This window comes from Arthrobacter sp. TmT3-37 (assembly GCF_054510835.1).
In genome coordinates, this window is record NZ_JBTNDU010000002.1 from 445717 (window position 1) to 458092 (window position 12376).

Annotated in this window: 11 protein-coding genes; 6 read left to right on the top strand and 5 right to left on the bottom strand. The window is 73.0% G+C overall.

Annotated elements, in window-relative coordinates:
• Nucleotides 1-6: 6 nt before the first annotated feature.
• Genes ACX80U_RS04880 through ACX80U_RS04890 form a run of 3 tightly spaced genes read right to left on the bottom strand, consistent with a single transcriptional unit; the run spans nucleotide 7 to nucleotide 3328 of the window.
• Entirely contained in the window at nucleotides 7-1611 is a 1605-nt protein-coding gene (locus tag ACX80U_RS04880) for an LCP family glycopolymer transferase (protein ID WP_459267604.1), read from the bottom strand.
• Nucleotides 1608-2111 carry a 5-(carboxyamino)imidazole ribonucleotide mutase gene (purE, locus tag ACX80U_RS04885; protein WP_133082270.1) on the bottom strand — a complete coding sequence of 168 codons (504 nt, stop codon included), beginning with the start codon at nucleotides 2109-2111 and terminating at the stop codon, nucleotides 1608-1610. The genes ACX80U_RS04880 and purE overlap by 4 nt, the downstream gene beginning before the upstream one ends.
• A 23-nt stretch (nucleotides 2112-2134) precedes the next feature.
• Nucleotides 2135-3328: a 5-(carboxyamino)imidazole ribonucleotide synthase gene (locus ACX80U_RS04890; protein ID WP_459267605.1), complete on the bottom strand. Its 1194-nt coding sequence runs from the start codon at nucleotides 3326-3328 to the stop codon at nucleotides 2135-2137.
• A gap of 317 nt (nucleotides 3329-3645) precedes the next feature.
• On the opposite strand from ACX80U_RS04890, the gene ACX80U_RS04895 reads away from it, so the two are divergent.
• Nucleotides 3646-4206, top strand: a complete 561-nt coding sequence (locus tag ACX80U_RS04895; RefSeq protein WP_459267606.1) for a GtrA family protein — start codon at nucleotides 3646-3648, stop codon at nucleotides 4204-4206.
• On the opposite strand, the gene ACX80U_RS04900 is transcribed toward ACX80U_RS04895, so the two are convergent.
• Nucleotides 4181-4915, bottom strand: coding sequence for a TIGR03089 family protein (locus tag ACX80U_RS04900; protein WP_459267607.1), 735 nt, complete (start codon nucleotides 4913-4915; stop codon nucleotides 4181-4183). The two genes, ACX80U_RS04895 and ACX80U_RS04900, sit on opposite strands and share 26 nt — an antisense overlap.
• A 228-nt stretch (nucleotides 4916-5143) precedes the next feature.
• Here ACX80U_RS04900 and ACX80U_RS04905 point away from each other — a divergent pair, with 228 nt between their 5' ends.
• Genes ACX80U_RS04905 through ACX80U_RS04915 form a run of 3 tightly spaced genes read left to right on the top strand, consistent with a single transcriptional unit; the run spans nucleotide 5144 to nucleotide 11006 of the window.
• Nucleotides 5144-5734: a WhiB family transcriptional regulator gene (locus ACX80U_RS04905; RefSeq protein ID WP_459267608.1), complete on the top strand. Its 591-nt coding sequence runs from the start codon at nucleotides 5144-5146 to the stop codon at nucleotides 5732-5734.
• Complete coding sequence (locus ACX80U_RS04910) at nucleotides 5734-9153, top strand: glycosyltransferase (RefSeq protein WP_459267638.1); 3420 nt, start codon at nucleotides 5734-5736, stop codon at nucleotides 9151-9153. The genes ACX80U_RS04905 and ACX80U_RS04910 overlap by 1 nt, the downstream gene beginning before the upstream one ends.
• Nucleotides 9150-11006, top strand: coding sequence for a DUF5719 family protein (locus ACX80U_RS04915; RefSeq protein ID WP_459267609.1), 1857 nt, complete (start codon nucleotides 9150-9152; stop codon nucleotides 11004-11006). The genes ACX80U_RS04910 and ACX80U_RS04915 overlap by 4 nt, the downstream gene beginning before the upstream one ends.
• Before the next feature lie 15 nt (nucleotides 11007-11021).
• On the opposite strand, the gene ACX80U_RS04920 is transcribed toward ACX80U_RS04915, so the two are convergent.
• On the bottom strand, nucleotides 11022-11516 hold the full coding sequence (locus tag ACX80U_RS04920; RefSeq protein ID WP_133082017.1) for a metallopeptidase family protein: 495 nt from the start codon (nucleotides 11514-11516) through the stop codon (nucleotides 11022-11024).
• A gap of 124 nt (nucleotides 11517-11640) precedes the next feature.
• On the opposite strand from ACX80U_RS04920, the gene ACX80U_RS04925 reads away from it, so the two are divergent.
• A complete protein-coding gene (locus tag ACX80U_RS04925) occupies nucleotides 11641-12027 on the top strand; it encodes a DUF3499 family protein (protein WP_133082018.1) in 387 nt (128 codons plus the stop codon).
• 108 nt (nucleotides 12028-12135) lie between these two features.
• Nucleotides 12136-12327: a Trm112 family protein gene (locus ACX80U_RS04930; protein ID WP_133082019.1), complete on the top strand. Its 192-nt coding sequence runs from the start codon at nucleotides 12136-12138 to the stop codon at nucleotides 12325-12327.
• Nucleotides 12328-12376 lie beyond the last annotated feature (49 nt).

Consider the following 12376-nt stretch of genomic DNA (forward strand, 5'->3'; position numbering starts at 1 on the left):
AGTGGGTCAGGCGGGGGAGCACTCGCCGTTGTCCGACAGCAGCTCACCGAGGGTGAGGTCGTCGCCGATCGTCGCGAGTTCCTGCAGGTATTCCTCCGTGATGCCGTCGTCCGTGGTCTGCGCCGGGACCCGGACCGGAGTGTGCGCGGTGCTGTGCACGGGGGTCCGCGAGACGACGCCGGCGCGGTCGAGCTGCAGCACGCCCGCTGCCGCGGGGTCCGCGGCGCCCTGGGCGAACATGTCCTGGACGCGGCTGTGGATGACGTCGAACTCCGGGTAGGTGACGAAGTTCTCGGCGGGCGTGCCGAAGTCCGGCGGGCCGATGGTCAGGCGCCGGGTCTCCTGGTCCTTCGCCTTCAGCCCGAGGTCCACGAAGCTCGCCAGCTGGTCCTGGGGGATGTCCGTCTCGACGATCTGCGTCCCCGCCGCGGCGATCGACTCGAAGCGGGTGAGCACGGTCGCGGGATCGAGCTGGGCGATCATGGCCTGCTGGACGCACTGCTGCCGTGCGATGCGGTCGTAGTCGGTGACGAATTCCCGCGACCTCGCGTACCAGAGCGCGTGGTACCCGTCGAGGGTCTGGACGCCGGGGCGGATCCAGCCGTCGGGCGGGTAGTGGCGGATGGGATCCGTCCCGGGGATCTCCGCGGCGGTGATCGGCACCCAGCCGCCGGCGTCGATCCTGATGCCGCCCATGGCGTCCACGAGCTGCTCGAACCCGCCCATGTCGACGAGGAGGTAGGCCTGCACCTCGATGCCCAGGACCCCGCTCGCGGCATCCATCATCGCCTCGGCTCCTGGATCCTCGGCGTCGGGGTACAGATCCGCATAGTTCTGCGTCACGTCCGTGTACAGGCTGTTGATGATGCAGGGATCACCGCAGTTGTACCCGTCCGGGTAGACCTCCCAGAGCGGGGAGTCCTCGGAGAACAGGGCGTTCTGGAAGTTGCGCGGGATGCTGAACGTCACGGTCGCGCCGGTCTCGGCGTCCACGCTGATCACGGAGATACTGTCGGGCCGCCGGCCGGTGCGGTCCTCGCCGGCGTCGCCCCCCATGAGGAGGAAGTTGTAGCGCCCGTCCACGGGGTCGAAGGCCGGACCGGACTGGAAGATGGCCCCGACCGTGGAGCGGCCGACGCCGAGGACGTAGGCGCCGTAAGCGAGGGACCCGCTGGTGAGAACCATGAGGAGCGCCAGGGCGCCGGCGACCAGGGGACGGACGCCGCGATCCAGGAGGGGCATCCGGATCAGCCGCAGGGTGTTGACGAACAGCAGCGCCCAGGCGAGCGCGATACCGAGCAACGCCGCGATGAGGACGAGGGACCACCAGCGGTGGGTCAGGACGCCGACCACGAGGGTGCGGTTGGTCAGGGCCAGGACCAGGCCGGCGAGGACGAGCGCCCAGCAGGCGAAGGTGGTCCGCAGCGCACGGCGCCCGAGCCGGCGGTCACCCGCGACGACCTGCGCGGAACCCGGCAGGACGAGCGTCATGGCCAGCAGGACGAAGGCGCGCTTGGTGCGCACCGCGGGCGGCGCCACCTGCGGGTACCGCACCGGATCGGTGAGCTCGGGAGCCTGCCGGCCACCGCGGACGTGCGCGCCGGTCGTCATGCGTCGCCCGCCGTCGACGCCGCGATCCGGGACCGGAGGGCGGCGCCCTTGTCCTCGGCCGTCTCGCGCAGCGCGTCCGCGAACTCCACGAGCCGGCGGCGTAGTTCCTGCGCCTGCGGGTCGGTGCCCGCCGCGAGCATGCGGACCGCGAGGAGGCCCGCGTTCCGTGCGCCGCCGATGGACACGGTCGCGACCGGGACGCCCGCGGGCATCTGGACGATCGACAGCAGGGAGTCCATGCCGTCGAGGTAGCGCAGGGGCACCGGGACCCCGATCACGGGCAGGGGTGTGACCGATGCGAGCATCCCGGGAAGGTGCGCCGCACCGCCCGCGCCGGCGATGATGACCCGCAAGCCACGCTCGTGCGCGGTCCGCCCGTAGTCGATCATGGCCGCGGGCATCCGGTGGGCGGACACGACGTCGGCCTCGTAGGGGATGGAGAACTCGGCCAGGGCCGCAGCGGCGGCCTCCATGACCGGCCAGTCCGAGTCCGAGCCCATCACAAGGCCTACCTGGGCGTTCGTCACTGCGTTCCCTTCGGTGATTCCTGGTCGGCGGAGGGCTGGTCGGTGCCGTTCCGGAGTATCGCGGCAACCCTCGAGGCCCGGGCGCGGACGTCGGCGAGGAGCTCCCCCGGAGCTGCCAGCGCGTTCACGTGGCCGATCTTGCGGCCCGGACGCACGTCCTTGCCGTAGAAGTGCACTTTAGCCGATGGGCCTGAGGACAGCGCCGACCGGTAGGCGCCGTAGATGTCGGTGTTCGAGCCTCCGAGGACGTTCTTCATGACGGTGGAACGGCTCACGGGGTCGGTGGCACCGAGGGGGAGATCGAGGACGGCCCGCAGATGCTGCTCGAACTGGCCGGTGATGGCCCCGTCCATGGTCCAGTGCCCCGAGTTGTGGGGGCGCATCGCGAGTTCGTTGACCAGGTAGCCTGCTCCGGCTCCGGGGGTCTCGAACAGCTCCACCGCCATCACGCCGGTCACGCCCAGCGCCTCGGCGAGGCGCAGGGCCGCAGCGGTGACGGCGTCGGCGAGGTCGTCGGACAGCTCCGGCGCCGGCGCGATCACCTCGTCGCACACGCTGTCCACCTGGATGGACTCCACGACGGGCCAGGCAGCGGCTTCCCCGGACGGGCGCCGGGCCACCAGCACCGAGAGCTCCCGGCTGAAGGGCACGAACTGCTCCACCAGCAGCTCCCCGCCCGTGAACCAGGTGTCCGCGGCGGCAAGGGCGGCGGCGTCGCGCAGGACCAGGACGCCCTTGCCGTCGTACCCGCCGCGGGGGGTCTTGAGCACCACGGGCCAGCCCGTCCCGGCCGCGAAGTCCTCGACCTCGGCAGGGTTCCTGACCGCCCGCCAGCGGGGATTGGGCAGGCCCAGGTCCTCGACGGCCCGCCGCATCACCAGCTTGTCCTGGGCGTGGCGGAGCGCCGCCGGTGCGGGATGGAGGGACACGCCCTCGCGGGCGAGCTCCACGAGGAGCTCGCCCGGAACGTGCTCGTGGTCGAACGTGACGACGTCGACGCCCGCTGCGAAGGCGCGCAGCACCTGCGGGTCGCGGTAGTCACCCACCTGAGCATGGGCCACGGCGGCCACCGCGGAGACGTCGGGTCCCTCCGCCAGGACGCGGAGCTCGAGTCCGAGTTCCACTGCTGGTCCGGCCATCATGCGAGCGAGTTGGCCGCCGCCGACGACGCCTATCACGGGAAAAGTCACCATCACAGGGTACCTACGGCCCGGGCGGACCCGGTCATCGGTGTACGTACGGGTCCCCGTCGACGGTGGTCCGGGGACCGGGGAGGGGCGGCGCGATCAGCCCACGTCCAGGCGTCCTGCCAGCGGGCCACCAGGGGTTTAACAGGACGGCGTCGGTCCCGAGACCGTAAAATGGGTCGAAACACGCCATGCAAAGGTCAGCCGGGGTGGCTCGCTCTGCCGGCCGCTGTCGCGGTCGGTCTTGGAACCGCGGGGAATCCGGTCCCGCGGTGCACGGTGTCCATCCCCAGACCGCGGAGGTTGCAGTGGCAGGACTCATGGATCGGATTCGGGGCCTCGCATCCCTCTTCTGGCGCGAAGTCGCGAAGTTCGGCGCGGTCGGTGGAGTGGCGTTCGTCATAGACAACGGGCTGTACTGGTACCTGATCCACGGACCGATGAGCGGTAGCGAGGTCAAGGCACGCTTCGTCTCCGCCGGTATCGCCACGGTCTTCGCCTGGGTCGCCAACCGTTACTGGACCTTCCGGCACCGGCGGCAGCCGAATGCCGCCCGCGAACTCGTCATGTTCGTGTTCATCAACGTGATCGGCATGGGCATCGCGGCGGGCTGCGTCTGGGTCGCCAAGTACGTGTTCGACATCACCGAGCCGAGTCCGCTGTTCCTCGTCGGGATCTTCGGCACCGTGCTCGCCACCTTCGTCCGGTTCGTCGCCTACCGGTTCTGGGTGTTCAACGTGGAGCTCGACGACGAGCCCGAGTTCAGCCACGACCAGGAGCTCCTCCACCCGCGGAGCACTCCCGCAGAACCCGACGGGCAGGGGAGCCGCATGTCCGGTGGGGGCGGCGAACCGGTCAGGCAGTCCCCAGCCGGCCCGTGACGCGCTCGCCGGCCAGCAGGCGCTCCGTCACCGGGACACCCTCCTCCACGAGGACCAGCGTGCCGTCCTGCTGCCAGACGGCAAGGGCAGCAGCGAGGGCGCGGAGGAGATCCGCTCCCGGTTCGAGCAGCACCGTCGGCGCCTGACCGGCACCGGCGGGCAGGACCACCGACCGGTCCAGGTCGTCGCCCGTCAGGGCCCGCCCGTCGGCCCGCAGGAGAGGCGCGGCCGCGTCGGCGTCCGCGCCGAAGAAGGCATCACCCTGCGAGCGCACCTCCGCGGCGAAGTCGACGGCGCCACGCGGCAGCGGGCCGTCCCACCCGAGGGCGAGGGACCCGAGTGCCACGCACACGAGCTGTCGTGGCGGTTCCACCGGCGCGGAGGCGTCGGCGGACAGGACGATGTCGGCGTCGTCGGTGCCGAGGCCCGTCGCCGGGCCGCCCCCCGGCAGGACGACGAGGCAGCCGGTCCGCCAGCAGGCGAAGGCGAGGGCGAGCGACTTCCAGTGGACCGGCAGGTCGACGGCGACCGTGGTCCCGTCGGTCGCATCGAGTTCGTCCGCCAGCAGGTTGGCGCTCTTGGCCACCCAGTTGTCGAAGACACGGCCCGAGAGCTCGATCCGACCCTCCTGTCCGTGCCAGACGAGGCGGGGGGAGGAGGAGCTGACCGAGCGCATGCGGGCGAGGATCCCTGCAGGTGTCTGTGGCATGATGCTTCTTCCGGTTCCGGGGGCGGTACTCGCGACGCGCCGATGAAGACAGGTAGTCGGCGCGGCGTGGCGCACGTGCTTGTGCGTCTCCGACTGTATAAGATCCCCGCCCCCGCTTGACGTTCCTCGACTTACACCGGTGTAATTAGGCATCGGATTTGTTCCAGCAGCGGGGCGCGAGGGTCGACCCATGCTGATGTTGGAACGGCAACACCGGGAAGGCTCACCATGGGGCAGGCAGAACGCATTCAGGAACAACCGGACATCGCAGCGCAGGCCTCGGCCCGCTACGGTTCGCGGGGCGTGCCCGCGGACTGGTTCCTGGATCCTGCCGACCCCCTCGCGGGGGAGCGGTATCGCGAGCGGACCTCCTCGGCCCTCGAGGACCAGGCGACCGCCTTCCTCGCCGCCCACGAGGCCCTCGCCGGTCTCCCCGATGTCGAGGAGCGCCCGAGCAGCCTCCTCGTCCTTCCCGCCCTGAACCCCGACCTCCCGGGCGTCCTGCCGGACGTGCAGGACGATGGACGGCACCAGTCGGCGTCGACCCAGCCCGTGTGGATCGGTCTGCCGCTGGCGCCGGGGAACGTCGACGACGACGGCGAACTGTCCTGGCAGGCCGACGCACTCTGCGCCCAGACCGATCCCGAGGCCTTCTTCCCCGAGAAGGGCGGCTCCACCCGCGACGCGAAGAAGGTCTGCGGCGCGTGCATGGTGAAGTCGGAGTGCCTCGAGTACGCGCTGGAGAACGACGAGCGGTTCGGCATCTGGGGTGGGCTCTCCGAGCGCGAGCGGCGCAGGTTGCGGAAGCGAGCGGTCTGATTCCGCCCCACCTCCGCGTCACCGCCGTCGTCGTAGCCCACAACGGCGCCGAGTACCTTCCACGCACCCTCGAAGCCCTCGCACGCCAGACCCGCCCGGCTGATTCCTGCGTCGGTGTCGACACCGGCTCCTCCGACGACTCCGCATCCATCCTCCAGCTCCGGCTGCCGGCGGGAAGTCCCGTGGTGGGGGCTCCCGCCCGTGCCGGGTTCGGGGCGGCCGTGCGCGCCGCCGTGGCGGAGATCCCCGCCGTACGGGACCCCCGGGCCGGCAGCGGCCAGGACTGGCTGTGGCTGCTCCACGACGATTCCGCGCCCGAGCCGGAAGCGCTCGCCGAGATGCTCCTCGCCGTCGAGCGTGCTCCCTCGGTCACCGTGGCGGGCACGAAGCAGGTGGCCTGGGACGACCGCCGCGAACTCGTGGACGTCGGGCTCTCCATCAGCAGGTGGGCCGAGCGGCTGACCCTCATCGACCTGAACGAGCACGACCAGGGCCAGTACGACGCCCGGAGCGACGTGTTCGCCGTCAACTCCGCCGGCATGCTCGTGCGCCGCGACGTGTGGGATGCCCTCGGCGGCTTCGACCCGGCCCTTCACGGCGTGGGCGACGATGTCGACCTGTGCTGGCGGAACCGCCTGGCCGGCCACCGCGTGGTGGTGGTCCCGGGCGCCGTCCTCCGCCACGCCGGATCGAGGCCGCATCCGCTCTCCACGCCGCATGCCGCGCGTGCCGCCGAGGTGTACCTGAGGCTCAAGCACGCCGCTCCATGGAACGTCCCCCTGCTCGCCGTCGGCGCGGTGCTGGGCGGATTCGCCCGCCTGCTCCTCGGACTCCTGGCGAAGGACCCCGGCCATGGCACCGGCCAGCTGCTCGGCAGCCTCGCCGGGGTGGCCCGCCCCCTGCAGCTGTGGCGCTCCCGCCGCTCCGTCGCGCGGAGCCGCCGGCGCCCGCGCTCGATCGTGCGGCCCCTCGTCACCTCCCGCCGCGAGGTCTGGTCCCACCGGAAGTCGGTGCTGGACGCCTTCACGTCGCGCGGCTCCGATCCGGAAGGGTTCCCGCCGGCGGAGGAGTACGTGCCGTCCGGGAACAGCGACGACGACTTCGCGGCCCTCGCCCCGCCCGCCCGTCCATGGGGCGGCGCCGGCGCCGTGGTCGCCCTGGTGCTGCTCCTCGCTGCAGCCCTCCTCGGGCTGCACCGGCTCGTCGGGGCAGCGGCGCTGGCAGGCGGCGCGCTGGTACCGGTGGCCGAGACGCCACGGGCGGTCTGGGACAGTGCGACGGCCTGGTGGACAGGCCTCGGTACCGGATTCGCCGCCCACGGGTCGCCGTTCGCCTACGTCCTGTGGCTGCTCTCGCTCCTGGGGTTCGGTTCGGCGAACACCGCCGTCGTCGTCACCGTGGTCTGCGCCCTGCCCCTGGCAGGGCTCTCCGCATGGATCGCCGCGGGCGCCCTCACCCGGTCGCGCGGGCTGCGGCTGTGGGCCGCACTGTTCTGGGGAGCGGCGCCGGCCCTGCAGGTAGCCCTCGGCAGCGGGCGCCTCGGCGCGCTGATCGCCCACATCCTGCTGCCCCTGGCCCTGCTCGGAGTCGTCCGGGCGGTCGGAGGTGCCCTCCCGGCGCGCCCCCTGCCGGACGGCGTCATCGTTCCGGGCATCGACGGGACGCGCAGCTGGACAGCGGCGGCCGCCGCCGGCCTGGTGCTCGCGGTCGCCTGCGCGTCCGCGCCGTCCCTTCTCCCCGTCGTGATCCCCGGCGGGCTCCTCGCACTGGCCCTCGGCCGGCGGCGTACCCGTACGCTCTGGTGGACGCTGCTGCCGATCCTGGCGGTGCAGCTGCCCTACGCCCTGTCCGCACTGCAGGATCCGCGGGGATTCCTCGGCGATCCCGGAGTGCCTGCCCCCTTCGACCCTGGCGCTCCGTGGCAGCAGCTCCTCGGCTTCCCGGTGTCCTTCGATCCGTTCCTCCCGCCTGCCGCGGCCGGCTTCCTCGGCGCAGGTCCCTGGGCGCTCGTCGTCGCCGTCGTGATCGGCGGGCCGGTCCTCGTCCTTGCAGCCTTCGCGCTGTTCGTCCCGCGCGGGCGCGGACGGATGGTGCGATCGTCCTGGCTGGTGGCGGTCCTCGCCCTCGCCGTCGCGGCCGTTCTGCCGCTGATGCCCGTCGCGGTGGGCACGTCCGCCCTGATCCAGGTGTTCCCCGGCCCGCTCGTGTCCGCCGTGTCGCTGTGCCTGCTGGCCGCGGCCCTCTCGGGGATGCCCGGGGCGCAGCACGCCGATGTTGCGCCGGCCCCGCCGCGCCGGCGCCTCGCCGGGTTCGCCGGCGGCCTCGTCCTCGCGGTCGGCCCGCTGGTCGGCCTCGGACTGTGGCTCGTTCCCGACGTGGCGACCCCGCCCCCAGCCTCGGCCGAGCCCGTGGTGATCCCGGGCGCTCCCGTCGAGGAGGCCACGGATGCGCCGGCCACCACCGACCTCGGTACCGGTATCGGGCTGCGGCCCGTCGCCGAGCGGCCGCTGCCGGCCACGGCGGCCGACCGCGGCACGGGGCCGGAGCAGATCCGGACGCTCGTGATCACCGTCGACGACGAGGACGACGTCACCGCCGCACTCATGCGCGGATCCGGCACCACCCTCGACGACCTCAATCCGCTCTACGCCGCCCGCGTGGTGGGACCCGGTGGCGCGGTGCTGGACGACAGCGGATCCGCACGCACCCTGCGCACCACGGCCGCCGTCATCGTGGGCGCCACCGGTGCCGATCCACGGGCGGACCTGCGCGACCTCGGGGTCGCGTTCGTGGTCCTCCGGCAGCCCGAGACGGCCGGGGAGTTCCTCAGCAGCCGCATCGACTCCGTCCCCGGCCTCACCGCGGTCGGTGACACGGACGCAGGGCGGCTGTGGCGCGTGTCCTCCGCGACGCTCGACGACGGCACGGAGGACACCGGCGAGCGCACCGCCCGGGTCCGGGTGGTCGCCGCCGACGGTCGGACGGAGGCCGTCGTCGCGTCCGGAGCGGTGGACGCCGCCGGGAGCATCCCCCCGGGTGGCGAGGGCAGGACGCTCGTCCTCGCCGAGCAGGCGGATGCCGGCTGGCAGGCCACGCTGGACGGCCGCATGCTCGAGGCGACGTCCGAGGGCTGGCGGCAGGCATTCGTGCTTCCCACGACAGGCGGCGCGGTGGCTGTCTCGTACGTCAGCCCGTACCGGCCCTGGGTGGAGGCGGTCCAGGCGGTCGTCCTCGTCCTGACGATGCTCCTGGCCATCCCCGTCCCGTCCCGGCCCCGCGTCGTCCGTCCCCAGGGTGGCGGACGTTCGCAGCCGGGCGTCCGCCGTCGCCCGGACGGAACCGACGCGTGGGACGCCGGGACGGACGACGTGCACGTCGACGACCCCCAGCCCGTGACGAGTGGAAGAGGCCCGATGTGATCCGGGGACGCAGGCGCGACACCACGGCGGAGGGCACGCAGGACCGGGCCCGCACGGGGAACGGAACGTCGACGGACACTCCGGAAGCCGGCGAGCAGGGCGGGATCCGCCCCGACGGGAGCGGTACGCCGGTTCCCGGGACCGGCGACTCCGAGCGCCCGGCGGGCCCACCGGCGTCGGATGCCGCCCGGGCCGCCGTCGCCGCCCGGGCCGTCGCCCGCGACAGGGCTGCCGGGACCGGCACCGCCGCACGCCGCCGCGCCCGCCTGGGCACGGCAGCGGCCGCGGCCACGGGCGTCGTCCTGCTCGCGGCGACAGCCGCGATCGCCGCGGGCGTCGCCGACCCGCTGGTCGGGCAGCCGGGCGTGGCCGTCGCCGTCCCCCCGGCGGTCGTCCCTGCGGGGGATCTCACCGCGGTCTGCCCCGCACCGCCCCGCCTGCTCGCATCGGCCGCCGGAGAAGCCGACCCCGAGTTCGGCCCCGCCTCCGCGACCGCCAGGACGACCGTGAGTGCGATGGTCCTCAGCGACCTCGGCGCGACCCTCACCGGAAGTGGGCTCCTGCCGGTCGGTGGGGGTGCCCCTCTGGCGCTGATCGAGGACTTCGCCCCCGAGGTGTCGCTCGGTTCGAGCGGTCCGGCCAGCAGCAGCGAGGACGGCCTGACCAACCGCCTGGCGGGTGTCTCCCGCGGCGTGCGGGTCGATGCCCCCTCCGTGTTCCGGGCGCAGCCGCAGGGCGGCCTCGTACCCGTCGCCGCCGCCACCTCCACCTACACGGCCACCGACGGCGACCTCCGCGGCCTCGCCGCGACGGGCTGCCAGGTGCCCTCCAGCGACTTCTGGCTCCTGGGGGCGTCGACGACCGCCGGGCAGTCCGCGATCCTCACCCTCACGAACCCGACCGGCACGGCGGCGACCGTCACCCTCGAGCTGTACGGGCAGGACGGTCCGATCGAGGCGGCCGGGACACGGGGGCAACTGGTGGCACCGGGTGAGACCCGCCAGATCGTCCTCGCCGCACTCGCCGCGAACCAGGAGCGCGTCGCCGTGCGGGTCCGCAGCGACGGGGGACGCATCTCCGGCGTCGTCCAGCAGAGCGTCCTCAGGGGCCTCACGCCCGGAGGGGTCGAACTGCTCTCGCCGGCCGTCGCGGCCGGGACCACGCAGGTGGTGCCCGGCGTCGTCGTGCAGGACGCGGCGACGGCGCGCAGCATCCGCGAGCAGGAGGGGTACGGTGCCGCCGCCCCCGAACTGCAGGTGCTCGTCCCCGGGTCGAGCGACGCCGTGCTGGGCATCACGGTCTACGGGCGGGACGGCGAGGTCGCGCTTCCCGGCGGGGGAGTCGTGACGGCCGCCGCCGGCTCGGTGACGGCGATCCCGCTGGACGCCCTGGCCGAGGGCAACTACACCGTCGCCGTGACCTCGGACGTCTCGGTGGTCGCGTCGGCACGCGTCGTCCGGGGGACTGACGACGGGAAGCCGGTCGACCTCGCCGGTGCCCCCGCTGCCGCCAGGCTGGGCAACGACTCGGCGATGGCCCTCGCGGAGGGCGTCGACACCTCCCTGGTCCTCGGTGCACCGAGCGGCAGGAGCGAGGTGACGCTGACACCCGTCGCGGCCGACGGCGCGCTCGGCGAGCCGGTGGTGATCGGCATCGCGGGAGGGACCTCCGTCACCGTGCCGTCGTCCTCCCTCGGCCGCAGCCCTGCGGCCGTCCTCGTCGATGCGACGGGGGATCCTGCCTACGGAGCGCAGGTCATGGTCCTGCCGGGAGCACGCGCCGGGATCTCCGTGGCGAGCATCCCGGCCGGTGTCACGGCCCCGCAGAGCATCGCGGTGGAGCTGGGCTACTAGGCCGGTCTGCCCGGACTAGGCCTGCGAGCGACCGTAGGCGGGGTCCACCGCCTCCGGGGCGAGTCCCATGAGTTCCGCGGTCTGCTCGACGACGACGTCGTGGATGAGTTCGTTCACCGGCATGAGTGCCCTGGCCGCCATGAGGATCGGGTGACGGTAGATCGTGATGACCGCCGGCCGACCGGGCGCCGCGGGGGAGCAGGAACCGAGGAGGCCCCGCAGGGTCTCCGGCGTCATGTCCTCCAGGCCGTCCGGGATCTCCTGCACCACGATCTGCAGGTCCTGGATCCGCTCACCCCACAGGCGCTCGAGCCGTTGCGCCGACTCCATCACCCAGTCGTCGAACTGCTCCGACCTGGACCGCGAACCGGGGAGGTGCTGCGGCAGCACCTCGCCACGCATCCCGCGTCCCCTGCGATTACGCCGGCGTTCGTAGAACGACCGCGCCGGGCGCCCCTCGGAGGACGTCGGATCGGTCAGCTCGACCGAAAAAGTGGAAGCATCCTGCATGTAAAGACTGTAAGCCTTCGACACCGCGCCCGCACGCCCGGAAGCCCGGATCCGAGGGGATGCACACGGGCGGGAAGCGCGTCCTGACGGCCGCCGCACCCAAACCCCGGTAGGCTTGCCGATCGTGGGATCACTCCGTCAATGCTCCAGATCAGCCTGCCAGCGGCCGGCGGTGGCCACACTCACCTATGTCTACGGGGATTCGACCGCGGTGCTGGGTCCCCTCGCGACCTACGCAGAACCCCACACCTACGATCTCTGCTCCGTCCACGCGGAGCGCCTGACGGTGCCCCGTGGCTGGGAGGTCGTCCGCCTCACGCTCCCGGACGCCGTGCCGGAACACAACTCCGACGATCTGCTGGCCCTGGCCGACGCGGTCCGCGAAGCGGCCGCCGAACCCGCTCCGGACCAGCCGACCCCCGGGCAGCGCGGCAGCAGGCCGCCGATGGAGCCCCCGGCCGGCGTCACCGGCCCCCGCCGAGGGCACCTGCGGATCCTGCGGGAGCCCTGACGCGGCGCCCTGACGCCGATCGTGCGGAGGCGCGTTCTTCCGGGCACGCCCCGCGGGCGCGGTAGACTCGTACCCACGATCCCCCTCCTCCCGAGCGAAAGCTTCCCCATGGCGAACCTTCCAGCACGGCTGCTCGACGTCCTCCGCTGCCCCGTCACCGGGTCGACGCTCGAACAGGACGGCGCGGTCCTCCGATCGACGGCCCCGGGACCCGGCGGCGAAACGCTCACGTACAGGCTCGACGAGGGCATCCCGGTGCTCCTCCCCGCCGAACTCCCCGGTGCCGCCTCCGCCCCGTAGGGCCGGAGCCGACGCCCTCCCCCGAACCTCCGAACTCCAGCTAGGAACA

Excerpts from the sequence above, each read along its gene's own strand:
- ACX80U_RS04880 (WP_459267604.1), bottom strand. The coding sequence starts at position 1,611 with ATGACGACCGGCGCGCACGTCCGCGGTGGCCGGCAGGCTCCCGAGCTC.
- purE (WP_133082270.1), bottom strand. The coding sequence starts at position 2,111 with ATGGGCTCGGACTCGGACTGGCCGGTCATGGAGGCCGCCGCTGCGGCC.
- ACX80U_RS04895 (WP_459267606.1), top strand. The coding sequence starts at position 3,646 with ATGGATCGGATTCGGGGCCTCGCATCCCTCTTCTGGCGCGAAGTCGCG.
- ACX80U_RS04900 (WP_459267607.1), bottom strand. The coding sequence starts at position 4,915 with ATGCCACAGACACCTGCAGGGATCCTCGCCCGCATGCGCTCGGTCAGC.
- ACX80U_RS04905 (WP_459267608.1), top strand. The coding sequence starts at position 5,144 with ATGGGGCAGGCAGAACGCATTCAGGAACAACCGGACATCGCAGCGCAG.
- ACX80U_RS04920 (WP_133082017.1), bottom strand. The coding sequence starts at position 11,516 with ATGCAGGATGCTTCCACTTTTTCGGTCGAGCTGACCGATCCGACGTCC.
- ACX80U_RS04930 (WP_133082019.1), top strand. The coding sequence starts at position 12,136 with ATGGCGAACCTTCCAGCACGGCTGCTCGACGTCCTCCGCTGCCCCGTC.